Origin of the sequence: Citrobacter sp. RHBSTW-00881 (assembly GCF_013728515.1) — a bacterium.
Taxonomy (GTDB): domain Bacteria; phylum Pseudomonadota; class Gammaproteobacteria; order Enterobacterales; family Enterobacteriaceae; genus Citrobacter; species Citrobacter braakii.
Genome location: NZ_CP056269.1, coordinates 3,037,983 through 3,061,260, shown reverse-complemented (window position 1 = coordinate 3,061,260; position 23,278 = coordinate 3,037,983). Strand labels below are relative to the sequence as shown.

Annotated in this window: 19 protein-coding genes and 1 tRNA gene; 13 read left to right on the top strand and 7 right to left on the bottom strand. The window is 53.0% G+C overall.

Features of this window, described 5'->3' with window-relative positions:
- Positions 1-17: 17 nt before the first annotated feature.
- Positions 18-1,505 carry an EmmdR/YeeO family multidrug/toxin efflux MATE transporter gene (locus HV311_RS14790; protein ID WP_317985456.1) on the bottom strand — a complete coding sequence of 496 codons (1,488 nt, stop codon included), beginning with the start codon at positions 1,503-1,505 and terminating at the stop codon, positions 18-20.
- A gap of 160 nt (positions 1,506-1,665) precedes the next feature.
- On the opposite strand from HV311_RS14790, the gene HV311_RS14785 reads away from it, so the two are divergent.
- Positions 1,666-1,741, top strand: a tRNA-Asn gene (locus tag HV311_RS14785).
- A 98-nt stretch (positions 1,742-1,839) separates the two neighbouring features.
- Here HV311_RS14785 and fhuE read toward each other — a convergent pair.
- Positions 1,840-4,026, bottom strand: coding sequence for a ferric-rhodotorulic acid/ferric-coprogen receptor FhuE (gene fhuE / locus HV311_RS14780; protein ID WP_191220127.1), 2,187 nt, complete (start codon positions 4,024-4,026; stop codon positions 1,840-1,842).
- Between the two features lie 348 nt (positions 4,027-4,374).
- Here fhuE and hinT point away from each other — a divergent pair, with 348 nt between their 5' ends.
- The 8 genes from hinT to HV311_RS14740 all read left to right on the top strand — a co-directional run bounded on the left by hinT (position 4,375) and on the right by HV311_RS14740 (position 10,419).
- The gene (hinT, locus tag HV311_RS14775) at positions 4,375-4,734 is read left to right on the top strand and encodes a purine nucleoside phosphoramidase (RefSeq protein ID WP_016156204.1); all 360 of its coding nucleotides are present in this window, start codon (positions 4,375-4,377) and stop codon (positions 4,732-4,734) included.
- A 2-nt stretch (positions 4,735-4,736) separates the two neighbouring features.
- Positions 4,737-5,111 carry a YcfL family protein gene (locus HV311_RS14770; protein ID WP_019076489.1) on the top strand — a complete coding sequence of 125 codons (375 nt, stop codon included), beginning with the start codon at positions 4,737-4,739 and terminating at the stop codon, positions 5,109-5,111.
- Positions 5,112-5,124: 13 nt separating this feature from the next.
- The gene (gene lpoB, locus HV311_RS14765; RefSeq protein ID WP_016152673.1) at positions 5,125-5,766 is read left to right on the top strand and encodes a penicillin-binding protein activator LpoB; all 642 of its coding nucleotides are present in this window, start codon (positions 5,125-5,127) and stop codon (positions 5,764-5,766) included.
- A complete protein-coding gene (gene thiK / locus HV311_RS14760; RefSeq protein WP_191220126.1) occupies positions 5,747-6,571 on the top strand; it encodes a thiamine kinase in 825 nt (274 codons plus the stop codon). The genes lpoB and thiK overlap by 20 nt, the downstream gene beginning before the upstream one ends.
- A 10-nt stretch (positions 6,572-6,581) precedes the next feature.
- Positions 6,582-7,607 (top strand): beta-N-acetylhexosaminidase, encoded by a 1,026-nt coding sequence (gene nagZ / locus HV311_RS14755; RefSeq protein WP_047359323.1) that lies wholly within the window; start codon positions 6,582-6,584, stop codon positions 7,605-7,607.
- Between the two features lie 21 nt (positions 7,608-7,628).
- On the top strand, positions 7,629-8,171 hold the full coding sequence (gene ycfP, locus HV311_RS14750; protein WP_003030817.1) for an alpha/beta hydrolase YcfP: 543 nt from the start codon (positions 7,629-7,631) through the stop codon (positions 8,169-8,171).
- A 236-nt stretch (positions 8,172-8,407) separates the two neighbouring features.
- Positions 8,408-9,712, top strand: a complete 1,305-nt coding sequence (ndh, locus tag HV311_RS14745) for an NADH-quinone dehydrogenase (protein WP_191220125.1) — start codon at positions 8,408-8,410, stop codon at positions 9,710-9,712.
- 167 nt (positions 9,713-9,879) lie between these two features.
- Positions 9,880-10,419, top strand: coding sequence for a glycine zipper 2TM domain-containing protein (locus tag HV311_RS14740; RefSeq protein WP_003030814.1), 540 nt, complete (start codon positions 9,880-9,882; stop codon positions 10,417-10,419).
- 57 nt (positions 10,420-10,476) lie between these two features.
- Here the strand turns inward: HV311_RS14740 and HV311_RS14735 are convergent, their stop codons facing one another.
- Together HV311_RS14735 and comR are read right to left on the bottom strand one after the other, a co-directional pair.
- Positions 10,477-12,657: a TonB-dependent siderophore receptor gene (locus HV311_RS14735; protein WP_019076496.1), complete on the bottom strand. Its 2,181-nt coding sequence runs from the start codon at positions 12,655-12,657 to the stop codon at positions 10,477-10,479.
- A gap of 255 nt (positions 12,658-12,912) precedes the next feature.
- The gene (gene comR, locus HV311_RS14730; RefSeq protein ID WP_016156207.1) at positions 12,913-13,548 is read right to left on the bottom strand and encodes a TetR family copper-responsive transcriptional repressor ComR; all 636 of its coding nucleotides are present in this window, start codon (positions 13,546-13,548) and stop codon (positions 12,913-12,915) included.
- A 243-nt stretch (positions 13,549-13,791) separates the two neighbouring features.
- Between comR and bhsA the strand changes: the two genes are divergently transcribed.
- On the top strand, positions 13,792-14,049 hold the full coding sequence (gene bhsA / locus HV311_RS14725) for a multiple stress resistance protein BhsA (RefSeq protein WP_029139491.1): 258 nt from the start codon (positions 13,792-13,794) through the stop codon (positions 14,047-14,049).
- 84 nt (positions 14,050-14,133) lie between these two features.
- Here bhsA and ldtC read toward each other — a convergent pair whose 3' ends face one another.
- The 3 genes from ldtC to HV311_RS14710 all read right to left on the bottom strand — a co-directional run bounded on the left by ldtC (position 14,134) and on the right by HV311_RS14710 (position 19,877).
- Positions 14,134-15,099 carry a L,D-transpeptidase LdtC gene (gene ldtC / locus HV311_RS14720; RefSeq protein WP_016156209.1) on the bottom strand — a complete coding sequence of 322 codons (966 nt, stop codon included), beginning with the start codon at positions 15,097-15,099 and terminating at the stop codon, positions 14,134-14,136.
- A 148-nt stretch (positions 15,100-15,247) separates the two neighbouring features.
- Positions 15,248-18,694: a transcription-repair coupling factor gene (gene mfd, locus HV311_RS14715; RefSeq protein WP_016152681.1), complete on the bottom strand. Its 3,447-nt coding sequence runs from the start codon at positions 18,692-18,694 to the stop codon at positions 15,248-15,250.
- A 118-nt stretch (positions 18,695-18,812) separates the two neighbouring features.
- Positions 18,813-19,877 carry an acyltransferase family protein gene (locus tag HV311_RS14710; RefSeq protein ID WP_191220124.1) on the bottom strand — a complete coding sequence of 355 codons (1,065 nt, stop codon included), beginning with the start codon at positions 19,875-19,877 and terminating at the stop codon, positions 18,813-18,815.
- A 261-nt stretch (positions 19,878-20,138) separates the two neighbouring features.
- On the opposite strand from HV311_RS14710, the gene lolC reads away from it, so the two are divergent.
- The 3 genes from lolC to lolE are packed head-to-tail and all read left to right on the top strand — an operon-like array spanning position 20,139 to position 23,276.
- A complete protein-coding gene (gene lolC / locus HV311_RS14705; protein ID WP_003030806.1) occupies positions 20,139-21,338 on the top strand; it encodes a lipoprotein-releasing ABC transporter permease subunit LolC in 1,200 nt (399 codons plus the stop codon).
- Positions 21,331-22,032, top strand: a complete 702-nt coding sequence (lolD, locus tag HV311_RS14700; RefSeq protein ID WP_003832278.1) for a lipoprotein-releasing ABC transporter ATP-binding protein LolD — start codon at positions 21,331-21,333, stop codon at positions 22,030-22,032. The genes lolC and lolD overlap by 8 nt, the downstream gene beginning before the upstream one ends.
- Entirely contained in the window at positions 22,032-23,276 is a 1,245-nt protein-coding gene (gene lolE / locus HV311_RS14695; protein WP_016152683.1) for a lipoprotein-releasing ABC transporter permease subunit LolE, read from the top strand. Before lolD ends, lolE begins: the two co-directional genes overlap by 1 nt.
- Positions 23,277-23,278 lie beyond the last annotated feature (2 nt).

Genomic DNA, 23,278 nt, shown 5'->3' with positions numbered 1-23,278 from the left:
ATTCCCCATTTCGCCGCTTATTCAGACGCAACCGGTTGTTTTATGCACTTTTCGCGCTCGGGGCGAGGGTATTTCCATAACCAGCGGCCTGTGACCATACGCCAGTAAAATAACGCGGCGCGCACGGCCCAGTCGAAGAACATCCCTAACCAAACGCCGACTACGCCCCATCCTAATACAATTCCCAAGGTGTAACCCGCCACAACGCGACAGCCCCACATGCCCAACATCGATACCCACATCGCAAAACGCACATCACGTGCGCCCTTAAACCCTGATGGTAGCACCCAGGATGCTGCCCATATCGGCATAAACGCTGCGTTGAGCCAAATTAGGATGACTATGACCTCTTTTACATCCTGATCGTGGGTATAAAATGAGGCCATAACGCCGGCAAAAGGGGCGGTTAGCCAGGCGATGGCGGTTAAGCCGATTGTTGAGAGCCAGAATATATGGCGTAACTGGATTTCCGCTTGGGCAATCTGACCATTTCCCAGACGCCTGCCGGTAATGATTGTCGACGCGGAGCCTAAAGCATTCCCCGGCAGGTTGATGAGCGCGGCGATGGAAAATGCAATGAAGTTTCCGGCAATTACGCTGGTTCCCATGCCGGAGACAAACATCTGCGTTAACAGTTTACCGCCATTAAATAGCACTGACTCAATACTTGCCGGAATACCGATCCCCATAACTTCCCAGATAATGGCGAGATTGAGCGGCTTAAAATAGCTTTTGAAGGGAATACGCAGCGCCGGATTAAAACCAATCATCAGCACCCAGATAATGGCGAACGCACCGATGTAGCGTGAAATGGTCAGCCCGAGTCCTGCCCCCACAAATCCCAGCCCTTGCCAGGAAAAGACCCCGTAGATCAGGATGCTACTGATAATGATATTTAGGATATTCATACCGCCATTAATCAACAGCGGAATTTTGGTATTTCCGGCTCCGCGGAGTGCGCCGCTACCGATCAAAGCAATAGCTGCCGCCGGGTAGCTAAGCACCGTTAGCTCCAGATAGGTGAGTGCCAAAGCCTTAACATCGGGGGTTGCTTCACCGGCGACAACGTCAATAATCTGTTCACCAAAATAGTGAATGACCACTGCCAGCACGGTAGCAAAAATCGTCATGATCACCAGCGATTGTCTGGCTGCTGCCCTTGCCCGTCGACGATCTCGTTTTCCCAGGCTAAATGCTACCACCACCGTGGTTCCCAGATCGATGGCGGCAAAAAACGCCATGATGACCATATTGAAACTGTCGGCGAGACCAACGCCAGCCATTGCTTCTTTTCCCAACCAGCTAACAAGGAAGGTACTCAGTACGCCCATCAACAGTACACAGGTGTTTTCCAGAAAAATGGGGACCGCAAGCGGAGTGATTTCGCGCCAAAAGAGAACCTTATAACTCTTGCGTTTAGCATACCAGGGCGTGCGGGAAGCGACCTGGCGTAAGGCAGCGGAGACGTTCAAAGTGGACCTTAAAGAAGAAAGTTGAAACCTCATTTCAAATGATGAGGGAGAATCCAAAAAGCTGCAAAGTTTTTTCCATTTAAAATGTCTGGAAATGCAACAAACTGTCGAGAGAAGCATCAATTGAAACTTATTCGGGGAAATGGGGTTTGACAAAAATTTTTTCGCCGCTAAGATAAGCCTCCACAACGATTCCTCTGTAGTTCAGTCGGTAGAACGGCGGACTGTTAATCCGTATGTCACTGGTTCGAGTCCAGTCAGAGGAGCCATATTTAAGAAGCCCGCTTAAGGAAACTTAAGCGGGCTTTTTGTTTTCTCAGTCCAGTGCATCCACCTGACGAGCAGGTGGAGCGTGATGTGTTTCGAATCAGAACTGATAGCTGGCGGTGACGCTGACGTTGCGCGGCTCGCCATAGACGATAGATCCGTCGACATTGGTGTCGTAGGTTTTATCGAACAGGTTATTGAGGTTACCCTGCACAGAGAAGTTTTTCGTCACCTGATAGCGAGTGAATAAATCGACCAGGGCGTAGCTTCCCTGTTCCGCGCGGAATGTGCCATACGGCGTGACCTTATCGCTATAAACACGATTCTGCCAGTTAACCCCACCGCCCACGGTCAGTTCCGGCATGGCTGGCAGGCGATAACGGGTAAACAGTTTTACTGTGGTACGCGGTAGGTTCGGGTTTACCGCATTGCCTTCGTTGTCTTCAGCAACATAGCGTGTCGCGCCGAACGTCATCTGCCAGTTATCGGTGATCGCACCGTTAACTTCGAATTCGACCCCTTTGCTGACCGTTCCATCCATCGCTCTATAGGCCGTGTCGCCATTGCTACCGGCAATTGGTACGCCGGTTGATTGGCCCACGTTATCCTGTTCAATGCGGAACACCGCGAGGGTGGTGGTTAAACGGCTGTTCATCCAGTCGGACTTCAGGCCAAGTTCATAGTTATTGCCGGTAATTGGGGAAAGATATTTACCGGAACTGTCGCGCTTGTTCTGCGGCTGAAAGATTGAGGTATAGCTGGCGTACGTAGACCAGTTATCGTCAATGTCATACACCAGGCCCGCATACGGCGTGGTGTGGTTTTGTTCCATGCTGTAGGCGAGGGTGTCGATACGCCAGTTGGTATAACGCGCGCCGACAATCAAATGCAGTGGGTCGGCCAGAGAAATACGTGTTGCGGCGTAGAGCGATTTCATGTGCGTGGTATCGTCCTGGGCCAATGACTGCGGGACCCTGTTGGTTTCCGGGAAGTTACCATCGAAGGTATAGAAACTGCCGATTTCGTTGGGGAATTCGTTCGCCCACGCGCTTTCGTAACGGTTATTCTGTTTGCTGTAGCTGCCGCCCAGCATCAGATTATGCTGACGACCAAACAGGTCGTAACCGCCGTCGGCGAATAGATCGACGGCATCTACCTTACGCTTGCCGCTGTTCCAGCCGGTACCTCCGACGTAGTCATAGCCCGGACCATAGCTGCCATACGGGCCAATCAGCGTACCATCGGCTTTATTGACATAGGCATCGACGTACATCATTTTACTGTCAAATTTGACCTCGGAGTGGGTGGCATTCATGGTCGCCTGCCAGGTATCGGCAAAACGTTGCTTGATGGTGACAAACACTTTGTTGAAGTCTTTATCGTTGTACGCCCAGTCCGGCGCAGTGCTGCGCGAGCGGTCATAGCTGTTTTTGCTGCCGTCGGTATTCCAGCGCGGCAATCCACCCCATGTTGGGCTGTTGATATCAATGCGCTGGTATTCATAACCCGCAGACAGGCTGGTGGTGTCGCCCAGATCGGCATCGACAATCCCGGAGAAGAACATTTTTTCGCTATTGTAGCGATCAAGCCAGGCGTCGTTATTCTGGTAGCCTGCCACGATGCGCCCGCGCACGTTGCCCTCTGCCGTGAGCGGGCTTTGAAGATCGGTCACATATCGTTGTTTATTCCAACTGCCATATTCCGCAGAAACATTACCGGTGAACTCGCGGCTGGTGGCATGCTTACGGATCATATTAATCGACGCTGAGGGGTTACCCGTCCCGGTCATTAGCCCGTTTGCGCCACGGACCACTTCGACACGCTCAAAAAGGGCCGTGTCGGAAAGGGCATCACCGAGATTCCAGCGGGATTCAAAATAGGTCGGAATCCCATCGACCATATAGTTATCAATCTGAAATCCGCGAGAGTAATAGCTACTGCGATCTGAATCCGCCTGACTTCTGCTTATCCCCAACGTGTTGTCCATCACATCGCCCAGCGTTTGCAGTTGCTGATCTTCCATGCGCTGCTGACTGATAATGCTGACCGATTGCGGAATATCGCGCTGCGTCATCTGCATTTTGGTGCCAGCAGTCGTTGATTTAACGCTGTAATCCTGCTCCTCGCTGGATGTGGCTGGAGCAGAGCCCTCAACGATAACCGTCTCTTCAGCAGGGGCTGCGAGGCTGGTGGAAGGCAATAGTGCTAACGTGATGCAGGCTGCCAGTACAGAAGGGGCAAGCCCCGATTGGCGCTGGTCATCCCCGTTGTGTGTTGTGAAAGACATCGAAAAGTCCTTGATAATTATTAATATTAAGTTCGAATCACTGAGGTTGTGATGAACCCTTTGGTTGTAAATTATTAAGTTCGCACGCGAATACAAATGCGAAATATACGCATTCACATTCAATGTGTAAACAGATGCTACGGCATAAGTGAAATGTTGTTTCAGTACTATGATTAAGCAATAGCGACGGGAAATGGTTATAAGAACAGCAGTGGCAGGGCTTTTTGCTTAAAAAATCGAGGGTTAAAGTTGAAAGAGCGTGAGTAACTCGCTCATACTCTATACTCGCAGAGTGACCCGGCGTAGCATGGCATAACGCTTGGGCTGTTAATGAAAAAGGAAAACGTCGTGGCAGAAGAAACTATATTCAGCAAAATTATCCGTCGTGAAATTCCGTCAGATATCGTGTACCAGGATGAACTGGTCACTGCGTTTCGTGATATTTCCCCTCAGGCACCTACGCACATTCTGATCATTCCTAACGTCCTGATCCCGACCGTCAACGATGTGACGGCGGAACACGAGCAGGCGCTGGGTCGCATGATCACTGTTGCGGCAAAAATCGCCGAGCAGGAAGGCATTGCTGCGGATGGGTATCGTTTAATCATGAATACCAATCGTCACGGCGGTCAGGAGGTGTATCACATTCATATGCACCTGCTGGGCGGGCGGGCGCTTGGTCCAATGCTTGCGCATAAAGGTCTCTAAGCATGACCAGAGGATGCATTGCACTTTCACTGAGCTTGCTGCTACTGGCTGGCTGTCGGGCACATCCTGAAATTCCGGTAAGTGATGAACAGTCGCTGGTGATGGAATCAACGATTCTGGCGTCGGGCATTACAGCAGAACAGCCGACGTTAACCACGTCTGATATTCAGGCCTCAGCATCCTCGCGACTTTATAACGAAAGACAAGAACCCGTTACCGTTCATTATCGGTTTTACTGGTATGACGCCAGAGGACTGGAAATGCATCCTCTGGAAGCGCCACGCAGCGTGACTATCCCGGCTCATTCGTCGGTGACGCTGTACGGCAGCGCCAATTTTCTGGGGGCGCACAAGGTTAGACTTTATCTTTATTTGTAAGGGGTGAATCTTGATGATCAAAATGAATCGCTACGCACTGATTGCCGCGCTGGCGATGTTTCTCTCTGGCTGTGTGGCGCAACGTGAGCCCGCACCCGTAGAGGAAGTGAAGCCGGTGCCGGAACAGCCCGCGCAGCCGCAACAGCCGGTGCCGGTTGTACCAACGGTGCCAAGCATACCGCAGCAGCCGGGTCCGATTGAGCACGAGGACCAAACGGCGCAGCCGACGCCACGTCAACGTCACTATGACTGGAACGGGGCTATGCAGCCGATGGTCGGTAAAATGCTGCAGGCTGACGGCGTCAAAGCGGGAGGCGTTCTGCTGGTTGATAGCGTGAATAACCGGACCAACGGCTCGTTGAACGCCGGTGAAGCCACCGAGACCTTGAGGAACGCGCTGGCGAATAACGGCAAGTTTACCCTGGTTTCCGCCCAGCAGTTGGCTGTCGCCAAACAGCAGTTAGGTCTGTCGCCGAACGACAGTCTGGGAACGCGCAGCAAAGCGATTGGTATCGCCCGTAACGTTGGCGCACAGTATGTGCTCTATTCCAGCGCCTCCGGCAACGTCAATTCGCCGGCGCTGCAAATGCAATTAATGCTGGTACAAACTGGCGAGATAATCTGGTCAGGTAAAGGTGCCGTACAGCAACAATAACCGGCTGACGCGCGACGAGGTGTTGTCGCGCTATTTCCCGCAGTATCATCCCGTCGTAGCCAACCAGAGCGGCCTGAGCGGCGGGAGCTGCATCATCGAACACGATACCCACCGCTTAGTGTTGCGCTGTCATCACGACTCTGACGCGCCGGAATCGCATTTCTTGCGCCACTATCACGCGTTAAAGCACCTGCCTGAAAGCCTTGCGCCGCGCCCCCGCTTTTATATACGTGGGTGGATGGCGGTCGACTTTTTTCACGGTAAGGTAGAATCCAGATTGCCGGACGCCGACGAACTCGCTGGCTTATTGTATCATCTGCACCAACAACCCCAATTGGGCTGGCGAATCAGTCTGCTGCCGCTACTCGAACAGTACTGGCAGTGTGGCGATCCGGCGCGTCGGACGCCATGCTGGTTGCGAGCGTTGAAGCGACTCAGGAAAAGCGGTGAGCCTCGACCTTTGCGTCTGGGGCCTCTGCATATGGATATCCACGGTGACAACATCGTACGTACAGCATCAGGGCTGCGGCTGATTGACTGGGAATATGCCGGAGACGGTGATATCGCTCTGGAGCTGGCGGTGGTTTGGGTCAACGACGAATCTCAGCACCAACGGCTGGTTCGCGCCTACGCCCAACGAGCGCACATTGAACAAAACGCGCTGTGGCGGCAGGTCAGACGATGGCGGCCCTGGGTCATAATGCTGAAAGCGGGGTGGTTTGAGTATCGCTGGCGACAAACCGGCGATCGACAATTTATCAGGCTGGCCGATGAAACCTGGCGGCAGCTAATAATGAAAGGATAAGGAGAGTAGTGTGGGCCCAGTAATGTTGGATGTCGAAGGGTATGAGCTGGACGCTGAAGAGCGTGAGATTCTGGCGCATCCGCTGGTAGGTGGGTTGATCCTCTTTACCCGAAATTATCATGACCCGGAACAGTTGCGTGAATTAGTGCGCCAGATTCGCGCGGCATCACGCAATCATCTGGTGGTGGCGGTAGATCAGGAAGGCGGTAGGGTACAGCGTTTTCGCGAAGGATTTACGCGTCTGCCCGCGGCCCAATCCTTTGCAGCACTGCACGGTCTGGAAGAAGGCGGCAATCTGGCTCAGGACGCCGGATGGCTAATGGCCAGCGAAATGATCGCAATGGATATAGATATAAGTTTTGCGCCGGTGCTGGATGTGGGGCATATCAGCGCGGCGATTGGCGAACGTTCTTACCATGCCGATCCGCGGAAAGCGCTGGCTATGGCGACCCGCTTCATTGACGGTATGCATGCTGCTGGCATGAAAACTACCGGTAAACATTTCCCCGGGCATGGGGCAGTGACGGCGGATTCGCATAAAGAAACCCCAACCGATCCACGTTCAGAAGCCGAAATTCGTGCAAAAGATATGTCCGTGTTCCAGACGTTGATTACGGAAAACAAACTCGATGCCATTATGCCTGCGCATGTCATCTACAGTGACGTGGACCCGCGTCCGGCGAGCGGTTCGCCACACTGGCTGAAAACGGTGCTGCGTCAGGAGCTTGGTTTCGATGGCGTCATTTTCTCCGATGATTTGTCGATGGAAGGGGCGGCGATTATGGGAAGCTATGCGGAGCGTGGTCAGGCATCGCTGGATGCGGGTTGCGATATGATCCTGGTCTGCAATAATCGTAAAGGCGCGGTCAGTGTGTTAGATAATCTGTCGCCGATCAATGCAGAACGTGTTACACGTTTGTATCATAAAGGTTCATTTTCACGTCAGGAACTGATGGACTCGGCACGCTGGAAGACGGTAAGCGCCCAGCTCAACCAGCTTCATGAGCGCTGGCAGGAAGAGAAAGCAGGTCATTAACGCAAGTTTGGCGAGGATGCGATGATTATCTATTTACACGGTTTTGACTCTAACAGCCCGGGCAACCACGAAAAGGTGTTGCAGCTGCAGTTCATCGACCCGGATGTCAGGCTGATTAGCTACAGTACGCGGCATCCTAAACATGACATGCAGCATCTACTGAAAGAAGTGGACAAAATGCTGCAGCTTAATGTGGACGACCGTCCGCTGATTTGTGGCGTGGGGCTCGGGGGATATTGGGCTGAACGGATTGGTTTCCTGTGTGATATTCGTCAGGTAGTGTTTAATCCCAACCTGTTCCCGTATGAGAACATGGAAGGAAAAATCGACAGGCCTGAAGAGTATGCCGATATCGCGACAAAATGCGTGACCAATTTCCGCGAAAAGAATCGCGATCGCTGCCTGGTGATCCTGTCACGTCATGATGAAGCGCTCAATAGTCAGCGTTCGTCAGAAGAGCTGCATCATTTTTACGAGATAGTCTGGGACGAAGAGCAGACGCACAAGTTTAAGAATATCTCCCCGCATTTGCAGCGCATCAAAGCGTTCAAGACGTTAGGTTAATCCTCCATGAACGTGTAAAAAACCAGCCTTCGGGCTGGTTTTTTTGTTCTTAAAGTTCGTGTTGTCTATCTTTTCAGCATCAAAACTTGATACACATCAATTTTGGTATGACCAATGCACCGTTCGTGTTATTCTCACTCTCGAAGAACATTTTCATTATCGTAACTTGTTGTTAATTAAAGGCTATGCCTATAACTTTTAATTAACAATTGGTTAATAAATTTAAGGGGGTCACGTTGACTACACCATTAAAAAGAATCGTGATTGTCGGCGGCGGTGCTGGCGGACTGGAAATGGCGACACAGCTGGGTAAAAAGCTGGGGCGCAAGAAAAAGGCCAAAATCACGCTGGTGGACAGAAACCACAGCCATTTATGGAAACCGTTACTGCATGAAGTCGCGACGGGTTCCCTGGACGAAGGCGTGGATGCGCTGAGCTATCTGGCGCATGCCCGTAACCACGGTTTCCAGTTTCAGTTGGGTTCGGTGGTGGATATCGATCGCGAAGCGAAAACCATTACTCTTGCCGAGCTGCGTGATGAGAAGGGCGAGCTGCTGGTTCCTGAGCGCAAAGTCCCGTATGACACGCTGGTGATGGCGTTGGGCAGTACCTCCAACGATTTCAATACGCCGGGCGTCAAAGAAAACTGCATTTTCCTGGATAACCCGCATCAGGCGCGTCGTTTCCACCAGGAGATGCTGAATCTGTTCCTGAAGTATTCCGCGAATCTGGGCGCTAACGGCAAAGTAAATATCGCCATTGTCGGCGGCGGTGCGACGGGGGTTGAACTCTCAGCCGAGCTGCACAATGCGGTAAAACAGCTGCACAGCTATGGTTACAAAGGGCTGACCAACGAAGCGCTGAACGTTACGCTGGTAGAAGCCGGGGAGCGTATTCTGCCTGCGTTGCCGCCACGTATTTCCAGTGCTGCGCATAATGAGTTAACCAAACTGGGCGTACGCGTACTGACCCAGACGATGGTAACCAGCGCTGATGAAGGCGGACTGCATACCAAGGATGGCGAGTACATTGAAGCCGATCTGATGGTGTGGGCTGCGGGGATCAAGGCGCCAGACTTTATGAAAGACATTGGCGGTCTGGAAACCAATCGTATTAACCAACTGGTGGTTGAGCCGACTCTGCAGACCACGCGCGATCCCGACGTGTACGCGATTGGCGACTGCGCTTCCTGCGCTCGCCCGGAAGGTGGTTTTGTGCCGCCGCGCGCTCAGGCTGCGCACCAGATGGCAAGCTGCGCAATGAACAACATTTTGGCGCAGATGAACGGCAAGCCGCTGAAAGTGTATCAGTACAAAGACCACGGCTCTCTGGTTTCACTTTCTAACTTCTCTACCGTGGGTAGCCTGATGGGTAACTTGACCCGTGGTTCGATGATGGTAGAAGGGCGTATTGCGCGCTTTGTGTACATCTCACTGTACCGCATGCACCAGATTGCTCTGCACGGTTACTTTAAAACCGGTCTGATGATGCTGGTTGGCAGCATTAACCGGGTGATCCGCCCGCGTCTGAAACTACATTAATACGGCTTATGGCGTCGGATGTTTGTACTTATCCGGCGCCTTCCTTCAGAGTTCTCCGAATCATCCTGCCTTCGCTCCTCCTCGTGCTATTTTCATCCGTAATCTGATTGGCATTCCTTACCTTCTGTTGCAAAGTTGTTGCTAATAGCAAAAAAGGAGGAAGTCCCGTGAATAAATCTATGTTGGCGGGTATAGGGATTGGCGTAGCTGCTGCGCTGGGTGTTGCAGCGGTGGCCAGTCTTAACGTTTTCGAGCGTGGCCCACAGTATGCACAAGTTGTCTCTGCAACACCGATTAAAGAGTCGGTAAAAACACCGCGCCAGGAGTGTCGGAATGTGACGGTCACACACCGTAAGCCGGTACAAGATGAAAACCGTATCGCGGGTTCCGTGCTGGGTGCGGTTGCTGGTGGCGTTATCGGCCATCAGTTTGGCGGCGGACGCGGTAAAGATATTGCTACCGTGGCCGGCGCTTTAGGCGGCGGTTATGCAGGTAACCAGATCCAGGGGTCGATGCAGGAAAATGATACTTACACTACTACGCAGCAGCGTTGTAAAACGGTGTATGACAAATCTGAAAAAATGCTGGGCTACGACGTGACGTACAAAATTGGCGATCAGCAGGGGAAAATCCGTATGGATAAGGACCCCGGCGCGCAAATTCCGTTGGATAACAACGGACAGTTGGTACTAAATAACAAAGCGTAAAATAGCATTATCCTGAACATTAGCCCCCCATTCGCTCAGGCTGGGGGGCTTTTTTTATCAGAAGGTTAAGGCGTAGTTCAGACCAAACGTGCGGCCCCGGCCTTTGTATTCATACAGTGACGGGCTACCGTAGGTTGGGCTGTACAGCAGTGGCGCGCGTTGTCCCCACAGCGTGGTGTATTCTTCATTCAGCAGGTTTTCCACGCTAAAGGTCAGTTTACCCAACGGGAGCTGATAGCTGCCGATAAAGTCCATCGTGTTATAGCCGTCCAGCTTATTGCCGCTGGCGTCCGTCAGATCAAATGTTTGCTGGCTCTGTACGCGCAATGTCCACGGTTCAGGTGCCCAGCCGACCCACGCGGTGGCTTTGGACGGGGAAGCCAGGGTTACATCCCATTTCTGCCACTTACCGTTTTGCTTCACTTCCGATTTAATGACGTTGAAGTTGCCGCCCAGACTCCAGTCCGTATCCGCAATGAAATAATCCACCGCACCTTCAAGGCCATAAATACGGCGATCGTCGGGCTGGACGTTAATGGTCATATCGCTGCGGTTGATAACGATCGATTTATCCGAAGTAGAGTAGTAAGCGGCCAGTTGCGTGCGCAGACTGTCGCCAGTGTAGCGCCATCCCAGTTCGTAGGAGTTAACTTTAATCCCCTCCAGGCGTGAGTCCGCCACGTTGACGCTGCGCTGGAGCTGGTAATGATCGCCAACCAGGGAATAGGTGCCGTTACCGTAATATTTCCCCGGGTCCGGAAGCTCCACGCCCTGAGAGAAGTTAAACCATGTCTGCTGACGGTCGGTCAGGTGGGCGAGAATACCGGCGTTAAACAGGAAATTATCGTAATCGGTTTTACCGCCAGGAATGGTATCGGCGGAGTTTGCCAGGCCGGTGGCAATTCCCTGTTGTTGGGCATAGCCAACGAAATCATCCACCCTGTTTTCGGTCCATTGATAGCGCACACCGCCGCTGAGGGTAAAGATGTCGTTAATGTCATAGCTGTTCTGCAGGAAAGGCGCGAAGTTGGTGATGCTGTAACCGGGGTAACGCCCGGTGGTATAAGCGGTTCGGTTGTCCATACCGCCGGAGGGCAGGGACCAGGCCAGATCGAAGAATTTCTGATTGGAATCGAAGGTTTCGTGATCGGCATCGACGCCCCACGTCAGCTCCCAGTTATCCATCAGCTGGCTGTTGAGGGTGATTTTGGCACCAAACTGGTCTGTGTCCTGCTGCGATGCGGAGAAACTGGTGACCTTGCCTTTGCTTAGCGTAGGGAAGGGGTAGAATTTTAGCGATTCGTCACGGTAATAGATTTGGCTGACCAGGTTCTGGCCGAAGAAATCCGCGTCTGAATACTGCAGGCTGATCAGATGACGCTCGGTGCCGGGAATACGATCGGAATTCAGTCCGCTGCTGGTATAAGCCTTACCGTTTCCCGTCACGGCGGACATGTTCTCGCCAAGATCCAGTCCGTAATCGTCATCCCCCTGGCTCTTATAATACTGCGTAACCAGTTGTAACTGACGGTTGTCGTCAAGCTCAATCGTTCCGGTGCCCATCACGTCCAGACGATCGGAGTGCTGCAGGCCGGTTTGGGTGTTATCCAGCAGCAGGGCATCGTGATTGCCGTCATACCAGCCGCCAAACCGTTGATACGCGACGGACATGCGCCCGGAAGCGCGATCGGTTCCTCCGCTCACCGCCGCGGCAACGCGTTCATCATGATCGTTACTGTTATTGAAGCCGCTTTTACTCCCCAGTTCGAGTTCTACTTCACGCTCCGGCTGGCCTTTTTTGGTGACAATGTTGATTAACCCACCGGTACTGCCGCCGCCATACAGTGAGGTTGCACCTGAGATGACTTCAATGTGTGCGATGTTAAACGGGTCAATAGAATCCAGTTGGCGACTGTCAGTACGCGAGGAGTTCAGACGGACACCGTCTATCAGTACTACGATGGCACGACCGCGCATATTCATGCCGTAGTTTGTGCGCCCCTGGCTGCTGACATCGATTCCTGGGATTAACTGAGCAAGAACATCTTTGAACTCTTTCCCCCCCTGAACCTGCTGTTCAATCTCGCTTCCTTCAATAACCCAGGTCGTTTGTGCCATTTCTGCCACGGTGCGTTGACTACGGTTGGCACTGACGATGAGGTTATCTTCCTCAGCCGCGATGGCTGGGAGAGTTAAAGACAACAAGAGAGGATTGAGCACCCAGAGACGCTTATGCATTTGTATTCCTTTTAAAAAAGAGTCGATCTGTTTTTGTTATGGCGGTAGAGAAACCGATGGTTACATTGTGAAACAGGCGTTAAAACAAATGCGAATATTGCTGATAATAATTGTTGTTATCAATACATTTTACAAAAAATGATCGGGTAAGATGATGAAAACACTGAATAATGTAGGGGTAATCCGCGGGAATCTAACCGGGGGCTTAATCAGCTCCCGGTGGTGTCAGTACTGCGGGGAAATAGCGGGAAAGGGTTAAACTTTGATAAGTTCAGGCCACAGTCGCAGAGTCGTGTGTGCGATCTGCATCAGTTTTTCAAACGTCGCGCCTTCACGGGCGCTGATCGACATACCCTGTAAAATACAGTTCAGGTATTCGGCCAGTTTTTGCACGTCGCAATGGGCCGGAATTTCGCCTCGTTGCTGGCGCTGGTGAAGGAACTGGGTAAGCGTCTGTTCCTGCATTGCATGGCGGGATTTCACCGTGTGCGCAATATCCCGGGAAGAGGCCGCCAGTGTCGCGGATGTGTTAATCATGAAACATCCCGCCGGGGTGTCTTTACTGGTAAAGCAGGTCGCTATTGCGGTGAAATAGTCTTCCAGCGCGCACTCAAGACTTTTTTCTTCACAAAATAACTGGGCTTCATGTTTCGCCGCGAAGCGGGTGATGTAGCGGTCCAGTACGGCACGAAACAACCCCTCTTTATTGGTGAACTCCGCATACAGCGTGGGCGCTTTTGCGCCGGTTGCTTCTACCAGATCGGCGAGCGATGTCGCTTCATACCCGTGCTGCCAGAAGAGTGTCATGGCCTTATCAAGCGCGGCTTCCCTGTCGAACACTTTTGGTCGGCCACGGCTTTTTTTAGCACAACCTGTCATTTCAGTTGTCATGGCGCCGATGTACCTTTGTTGGGTTTATTGAATAACCATTATAAAAATATTCGACTGCACACTCCAGCTGATTAGCGATAAAAATAATTTAACGCTATTGATATGAAAAATAAGGTCTTTGTGTTTTATATAACGATCATTATAAAAAAATGTTGACGTGTGACCTGGATCACATCTATGATTTACCTATCGATCGTTAAGTTAATCTTTGCGACACACATTCATCTGCTAAAGGTCACTATCATGAAAAACGTAAAAACTCTGTTTGTTGCTGCTGTTCTTAGCTCACTCTCATTTGCAAGCTTTGCTGCCGTTGAAGTTCAGGCCACACCTGCGGGCCAACAGAAAGTCGGTACTATTTCTGCGAATGCGGGGACTAACTTAGGTTCTCTGGAAGATCAACTGGCGCAGAAAGCGGATGAGATGGGGGCGAAGTCTTTCCGTATTACTTCCGTTACCGGTCCTAACACCCTCCACGGGACTGCAGTTATCTACAAATAAGATTTAACCCATCGCAATGCCACTGCGAGTTAAATAAAAAACCCCCGCGGAATAAAATCCAGCGGGGGTTTTTTATGCGCTGAATTACAGCGGTTGTTGAGCAACGTCGTGATGACGGGTGACATCGACCGGCATGCCTGAGCGAATCTCCATCGCATGTTCCATGACGGCAGAGTCCGTTTGCGCCGCATTCTTAAACGTCTGCATGGATGCGTTCAGCACGATCGGCAGCAATTGCGGGTCGTCATTGATTTTTTCGGACAACGGCTGGTGTACTTCAACCAGGCGCACGCCGTTAGGTTCAACGGATGCTTTGATTGGCGTATTGATAATATTGACCTTGGTTCCTGGCTTCACCTGACGGAACAGAGTTTCGATATCACCGTCGCGTAGACGAATACAGCCGGAACTGACGCGCATTCCGATGCCAAAGTCAGCATTAGTTCCGTGCAGCAGGTACACACCGCCGTATGCCGCTAAGCGAATGGCATGATGGCCCATCGGGTTATCCGGCCCGGCAGGCACCACGGCAGGAAGGTCGATCCCGTTCGCTTTGTATCGCGCGCGGATATTTGCCGTAGGCGTCCAGGTTGGGTTGGCACGTTTATCAGAGATGGTGGTTACCATTGTGGGCGTCAGCGTGTCACCGCCTAACTGGCCAATACCAATAGGATACACGGTCACCGAATTTGTCCCCGGCTGGTAATAATAAAGACGCAGTTCGGCGAGGTTGATAACAATGCCTTCGCGCGGCGCGTCCGGCAGCAGGGTTTGCAGCGGAATAGTCAGCACGCTGCCCGGACGTGGTACGTAAGGGTCAACGCCGGGGTTGGCCTGTAGCAGCGCCAGAAAGCCGACATTGTATTTTTTCGCAATCGCTTCCAGAGAACCGCCATTGTCTTCGACAACATGAACGGCATTCTGACCCACCACGCGGCTTCCCGGTGGCGGTAGCGGCCAGGTGTTTGCCTGGGCCGGAAGTGCTAACGCGAAGGTCGCGGCAAGCGTAAAAAATGCTAACCAGCGAGAGAGTCGTTTATTGTTTAACATCACCATAAATCCATTGTTTTTACGTGGTTTTTATTATGTAAAAGTAAACAAGAATTATGGCGGTTTGCAGTGTCGGGAAGTGCAGGGAAGTGCAAAGAGTTTGTAAATTCATCAGGCCGGGTGAGCGGAGGGCTCACCCGGCTTGACGCTAGGCTACGGCGTTCTCTTCAAGCTGGCGCATAAACTGGCGAACCCAGTCGATCCGTGCTTTACGCTCGCCCAACTCCTGCATGAATTTCAGGCGTGTTGGACCATCCAGACGGAAGTGTTGCGGTTGTTTTTGCAGTAAACCAATTAGCCAGACCGGGTTAACGTGGTTTTTCTCGGCAAACTCAATAGTACCGCCTTTTTCATTGCCTTCGAGCTTTCTGATCCCCAGTTTCTGCGCCTGCTGGCGTAAACGGGCAATATCCAGCAACGTCCGGGCCGGGTCGGGCAGCAGGCCAAAACGGTCTATCAGCTCGACCTTAATTTCTTCCAGCTCGGTTTCGCCTTTCGCACTGGCAATGCGCTTGTAGAACGACAGTCGCGTGTTGACATCCGGGATATAGTTATCCGGCAGAAGCGATGGCATGCGCAGTTCGACTTCGGTTTGCTGGCTGGTGAGATCTTCCAGCGACGGTTCACGCCCTTCTTTGAGCGCATCGACAGCGTTTTCCAGCAGCTCCATATACAGTGAGAAACCGATACTTTCCATGGAGCCACTTTGATCTTCGCCCAGCAGTTCCCCTGCGCCACGAATTTCGAGGTCGTGGGTCGCCAGCGCAAAACCTGCACCTAAATCTTCCAGCGAGGCGATGGCTTCCAGGCGTTTTTGTGCGTCGGTGGTCATCGCTTTTGGGTGCGGCGTTAGCAGCCAGGCGTATGCCTGATGGTGTGAGCGTCCCACACGACCCCGTAGCTGATGCAATTGCGCTAAACCGAAGTGGTCAGCTCGTTCAATGATGATGGTGTTGGCAGTGGGAATGTCGATCCCGGTTTCGATAATGGTGGTACACACCAGCACGTTAAAACGCTGATGGTGGAAATCGTTCATCACGCGTTCCAGTTCGCGCTCGCGCATTTGCCCGTGGCCGATACCAATGCGCGCTTCCGGCACCAGTTCCGCTAATCTGTCAGCGGTTTTCTGGATATTTTCGACGTCGTTAAAGAGATAATAAACTTGTCCCCCGCGCATAACTTCACGCAGGATAGCCTCGCGTACCACCAGGTTGTCATATTCGCGCACGAAGGTTTTGACCGCCAGACGACGAGCGGGCGGTGTGGCGATGATCGACAGATCGCGCATGCCGCTCATCGCCATGTTGAGCGTGCGTGGAATTGGCGTTGCTGTCAGAGTCAGAATATCTACATCCGCGCGCATTGCCTTGATACGCTCTTTGTGGCGAACGCCGAAACGGTGCTCTTCATCGACAATCAGCAGCCCCAGATCTTTTAGCTTCACATCCGCTTGCAGCAGTTTGTGAGTGCCGATGAGAATATCGATTTTACCTTCGGCAACCTGCTCCAGAATCTGCGCTTGCTCTTTGGCGCTACGGAAACGGGACAGCATCTCAATGCGTACCGGCCAGTTGGCAAAGCGGTCGCGGAAGTTGTCGAAGTGCTGCTGAGCGAGCAGGGTGGTCGGTACCAACACGGCAACCTGCTTGTGATTCTCTACGGCGAGGAAGGCGGCACGCATCGCGACTTCGGTTTTACCAAAGCCGACATCGCCACACACCAGGCGGTCCATGGCCAGCGGTTGACACATATCGCTGAGTACCGCGTTGATCGCCTGCGCCTGGTCCGGCGTGGTTTCAAACGGGAAGCTGTCGCAAAACAACTGGTACTGTTCACGGTCATGCTTAAAGGCAAAGCCTTCTTTCGCTGCGCGCTGGGCATAAATATCCAGCAGCTCTGCCGCGACATCGCGGACTTTCTCAGCGGCTTTCTGTCGGGCGCGTGACCAGGCATCACCGCCCAGTTTATGCAGCGGCGCATTCTCTTCCGCGCCGCCGGCGTAGCGGCTTATCAGATGCAGCGACGACACCGGCACATACAGTTTGGCGTCGTTGGCATAGGTGAGCATCAGGTATTCACCGGTAATGCCGCCTGCTTCCAGCGTGGTCATACCGGCATAGCGACCCACGCCGTGCTCCAGATGCACCACTGGCTGACCGGGATGCAGCTCCGCGAGGTTACGAATTAACGTATCCGGGTTGATGGTGCGACGAGAATCCTGGCGGCGGCGCGCCACGCGTTCACCGAGCAGATCGCTTTCACAAATCAGCGCCAGATTGCGTTTGCTATCGATGAAGCCGTGCTCGGCTGAGCCAATCATCAGATAACGACCGTTGTCTACGGCTTCGTCGAGTCGCAATATCCGCTTCGGCGCGACTTTGATGCGGGCGAGCAGTTCGCCTAGCGCTTCCCGGCGTCCTTCACTTTCCACCGAGAAAATTACCGGACCGGTAAAGCCTTCAAGGAATTTACGTAATGCATCTAACGGTGCTTTTTGCTGTGCCTGAACGGCGATATCCGGCAGCTTCTGGAACCCGAGGTTGGTATTCGCCGCTTTCTTCGGCAGACTCTCGGTTTTCAGCTGAACACGCGGCCAGCGTTTAAGTTCAGAAAACAGCTCATCAACCCGCAGCCACAGCGATTCCGGTGGCAGAAGCGGGCGCATCGGATCAACGCCGCGATTCTCAAAGCGTGACAGGGTATCGGCCTGGAAGCGTGCAGCGCTGGTCTCGATATCGCCGGTATTTACCAACAACGTATTGGCGGGGAAGTAGCTGAACAGCGGCGGCAGCGGCTCGCTGAAAAACAGCGGCTGCCAGTATTCAATCCCCGTAGGTAACGTGCCTTTGCTGACCTGTTGATAAATATGCTCGGCGTCGCGTTTTACCTCAAATGTATCACGCCACTGACTACGGAACAGCTCAATGGCCGTTTTGTCAGTCGGGAATTCGTGTGCGGGCAGCAAATTAATGGCATCGACTTCTTCCAGCGTGCGCTGAGTGTCAGTATCAAACAGACGCAGGCTGTCGATTTCGTCATCAAAGAAATCCAGACGATAAGGCAATTCGCTGCCCATCGGGAACAGATCTAACAATGCGCCACGCGTGGCGTATTCGCCGTGTTCCATGACCTGATCAACATGGCGATAGCCAGCGCTGTCCAACTGTTCGCGCAGGGCGTCGCGCGAAAGCCGCTGGCCTTTTTTCATGACCAGCGCATGACCGTGCAGATAGCTGTGCGGACAGACACGCTGCATCAGCGTATTTACCGGAACGATCAGCACGCCGCGTTGCATGGCGGGCAGTTGATACAGTGTGGAGAGCCGTGAGGAGATAATCTCCTGATGGGGAGAAAAGCTGTCATAGGGAAGCGTTTCCCAGTCGGGCAGGTTCATCACCATCTGGTCAGTAAACTGACGAATTTCATCATGCAGACGCAAAGCATTTTGCATGTCCGGCGCGATCAGCACCACTGGACCCGCGTGACGTTCGGCGATTTCGGCGACCAGCGTTGCGCAGGCGGCACCCGTAAGCTCACCCAACTGGCGCTGATCGGAAGCGCCCGTTGGGAGCGTGTAACGATGTTGTTCAGGCATTCGGTTGTCAGGATCTCATTTAGATATACATCTGATAAGCAATGTTCTTTATTATCCGTGATCGTTTCTCATAAGCAAATTGATTCGCCCCCGAATGGGGGCAAAAAGCGCGTAGGGGTTAGCGCGAGGCGAGCGATAAAGAGGGCGGGGAAAAGAGCAGATCGGCCACGGTTTTTTGTGAAATCTTACGCACCAGCAGGCCAAACAGGGTGCACAGCAGCAGACAGGCGAACGGATACACCAGTAGCAGGGCCAGCTCCGCGTATGCAGGCCAGGCGGCATGATTGATTTTGGGGATAAGCGTTAAGCTGAACTGCTCAACCAGAATACGGTGTGTGGTGTAGATGGCGATGGTATTGGCGCCAATCACGCTTAACGGACTGGACGCGCGCATGCCAAAGTGGAGCTCGAACTGATAAAACAGCTTCATGATCAACACAATGGAAAGGAGAGAAAGCAATAGCGAGACATTTGCCAGCCACGCGACGACGGCGACGATTGTGCAACCCAGAACAATGACCGCATGACGGCGCAGGGGCACCTCCTTGATCCACGCCATCAGCGTTGCACCAAACCATGCGCCGAGGCTATACCAGGGCAAATTGCGAATCACGCTGTTCATTCCCCACCACGGGGTCGGGAAAAAATTGATCGCCACGCTCAGCGCCACAAATAATGCTAACAACGGTATCGCCCAACGGCTGAAAATTTTACACAGAACAAAATAGACAATCAGCGCGTACAGATACCACAGGCTGGTGCTGGCGGTCAGCATCCCGTGGGTAAAATCCGCAATCGAATCCGCATAAGCGGCGTTGGCGGCATGGGTCAGATCGCGCTGCGGGGCGAGCCAGTTATTGAGCGCCACCAACGCCAGCCATTGCACCACTCCCCAAAGCACCAGCACCCAGGCGATACTCCAGATCCGTTTATCCACGCAGGTTGTCCACGGGACGTTATCGATGTAGCGGCGGATCAGATACCCCGAAATAAAGAAAAACACCGGCATGCGAAACGGTGCCAGGTACAAATTGAGGTAAATCCAGCATTTGCTCAGCACCTCTGACAGTGGATGCTGAAAAGTGGTGAGGTGCGGGTAAAATGTGATCACCGAGTGGTAAATCACCACCAGGCAAATGCATAACCCCTTGATTTGATTAATCCATAGTTCTTTTTTATTCATTGAGACGGCGCATCCATATTGATTGCAATAGCCTGCCATCCTGCGCAACCCGCTGTGCGCTGTAATGCGTAACTGTCTGCATTTTGTTTTTTTAGGATAAAGGTCAGGGATCGGGGTTGTAGGGAAGAGGGACAACTTTAGCGGTTTGATTTATTTATACTTTTAAGAATAGTGCTGACGAACACTTACGGTTCAGTCATTTACCCATTCCGCTTTCGCTTATATACTCGTGACTTTGCTAACAGCAACCAGACGGATTTCATGTACCAACCTGTCGCTCTATTCATCGGCCTGCGTTATATGCGTGGGCGTGCAGCAGATCGCTTCGGTCGCTTCGTTTCCTGGCTCTCCACCATTGGCATTACTCTCGGGGTAATGGCGCTGGTTACGGTGTTGTCGGTGATGAACGGTTTCGAGCGCGAGCTGCAAAACAATATTCTTGGCCTGATGCCTCAGGCCGTCCTCTCGTCTGAACAGGGTTCCCTAAACCCGCAACAGTTGCCGGAAAAAGCGGTGGTGTTGAACGGCGTCAACCGCGTCGCACCGATAACCACGGGGGATGTGGTACTGCAAAGTGCGCGTAGCGTGGCAGTCGGCGTGATGCTGGGTATTGACCCGGCGCAAAAAGATCCATTAACGCCATATCTGGTCAATGTGAAGCAAACAGATCTGCAGCCGGGTAAGTATAATGTCATCCTCGGAGAGCAGCTTGCCGGGCAACTGGGTGTTAATCGTGGCGATCAAATTCGCGTGATGGTGCCCTCAGCCAGCCAGTTTACCCCGATGGGGCGTCTGCCGAGCCAGCGTCTGTTTACGGTAATTGGCACCTTCGCCGCCAACAGCGAAGTCGACGGCTACCAGATGCTGACCAACATCCAGGATGCGTCACGTCTGATGCGTTACCCGGTGGGCAATATTACCGGCTGGCGTCTGTGGCTCAACGAACCGTTAAAGGTTGATACGCTGAGCCAGCAAACGCTGCCGCAAGGCACCAAATGGCAGGACTGGCGCGAGCGCAAAGGGGAATTGTTCCAGGCCGTGCGTATGGAGAAAAACATGATGGGGCTGCTGCTTAGCCTGATCGTGGCGGTGGCGGCATTTAATATTATTACCTCGCTGGGTCTGATGGTAATGGAGAAGCAAGGGGAAGTGGCGATTCTACAAACGCAGGGGCTGACGCCGCGGCAGATAATGATGGTGTTTATGGTTCAGGGGGCCAGTGCCGGGATTATCGGCGCGCTGCTGGGCGCGGTGCTGGGCGCATTACTCGCCAGTCAACTGAACAACCTGATGCCAATTATCGGTGTGCTTCTGGATGGGGCTGCGCTGCCGGTCGCCATTGAGCCGCTGCAGGTTATCGTCATTGCGCTGGTGGCGATGGCCATCGCGCTGCTGTCTACGCTTTATCCTTCCTGGCGCGCTGCCGCCACTCAACCCGCTGAGGCTTTACGTTATGAATAAGATCCTGTTGCAATGCGACAACCTGTGCAAACGCTATCAGGAAGGCACAGTGCAGACCGATGTACTGCACGATGTCAGTTTTTGCGTCGGTGAAGGTGAGATGATGGCGATTGTCGGCAGCTCCGGTTCCGGTAAGAGTACGTTGCTGCATCTGTTAGGCGGTCTGGATACGCCAACTTCCGGCGATGTCATTTTTAGCGGTCAGCCGATGAGCAAACTCTCGTCGGCGGCGAAAGCGGAACTGCGCAATCAGAAGCTGGGCTTCATTTATCAGTTCCACCATCTGCTGCCGGACTTTACCGCGCTGGAAAACGTGGCGATGCCGTTGCTGATCGGCAAGAAAAAACCGGCTGAAATCACCGAGCGCGCACGGGATATGCTGAAAGCAGTAGGGCTGGACCATCGTGCCAGCCATCGTCCGTCTGAACTTTCAGGCGGTGAACGCCAGCGCGTGGCCATCGCTCGTGCGCTGGTGAATAACCCGCGCCTGGTACTGGCGGATGAGCCAACGGGTAACCTTGATGCGCGTAACGCGGACAGCATTTTCGAGCTTCTGGGTGAGCTGAACCGCTCTCAGGGCACGGCATTTTTGGTGGTGACACACGATCTGCAACTGGCGAAGCGCATGAGCCGCCAGCTTGAAATGCGCGATGGTCGCCTGACGGCTGAACTGAGCCTGATGGGAGCTGAGTAATGGCTTCGCCTTTATCGTTATTGATTGGTCTGCGTTTTAGCCGTGGTCGGCGGCGCGGCGGCATGGTCTCGCTGATTTCCGTGATTTCCACCGTTGGCATTGCGTTGGGCGTCGCGGTGTTGATCGTCGGCTTAAGCGCCATGAACGGATTTGAGCGTGAGCTTAACAACCGTATTCTGGCCGTGGTGCCGCACGGTGAGATTGAAGCCGTGAATCAGCCGTGGAACAACTGGCAGGAAGCGCTCGACAAGGTACAGAAGGTACCAGGCATTGCCGCTGCGGCGCCTTATATTAACTTTACCGGGCTGGTGGAGAGTGGGGCGAACCTACGCGCAGTGCAGGTGAAGGGCGTTGATCCGCAGCAGGAGCAGCGTTTAAGCGCGCTACCCTCGTTTGTGCAAAACCACGCATGGGATAATTTCAAAGCGGGTGAGCAACAAATCATTATTGGTAAGGGAATTGCCGATGCGCTGAAGGTGAAGCAGGGCGACTGGGTATCGATTATGATCCCTAACGCCAGTGCGGATCATAAGTTACAGCAGCCTAAACGCGTGCGTTTGCACGTCACGGGGATCCTGCAACTGAGCGGTCAGCTCGATCACAGCTTTGCCATGATCCCAATGGAAGATGCGCAGCAATACCTGGATATGGGATCCAGCGTTTCCGGGATCGCGCTGAAAGTGAACGACGTGTTTAACGCTAATAAGCTGGTGCGAGACGCGGGTGAAGTCACCAATAACTATGTGTACATTAAGAGCTGGATCGGTACTTACGGTTATATGTATCGCGATATCCAGATGATCCGCGCCATTATGTATCTGGCGATGGTGCTGGTGATTGGCGTGGCCTGTTTTAATATCGTTTCCACGTTAGTGATGGCGGTAAAAGACAAAAGCGGCGATATTGCGGTATTAAGAACCCTGGGGGCTAAAGATGGCCTTATCCGTGCCATTTTTGTCTGGTACGGCCTGCTGGCGGGGCTGTTCGGTAGCCTGATAGGCGTCGTCATTGGGGTGGTTGTCTCGCTGCAACTGACGCCGATCATTAACGGGATTGAGGCGCTTATCGGCCATCAGTTCCTGTCCGGCGATATCTATTTCATTGACTTCCTGCCATCGGAATTACACTGGCTGGATGTGATTTACGTGCTGGTGACAGCACTCGTGCTGAGTCTTTTGGCAAGTTGGTATCCGGCGCGTCGCGCCAGCAATATTGATCCTGCGAGAGTACTTAGCGGCCAATAACA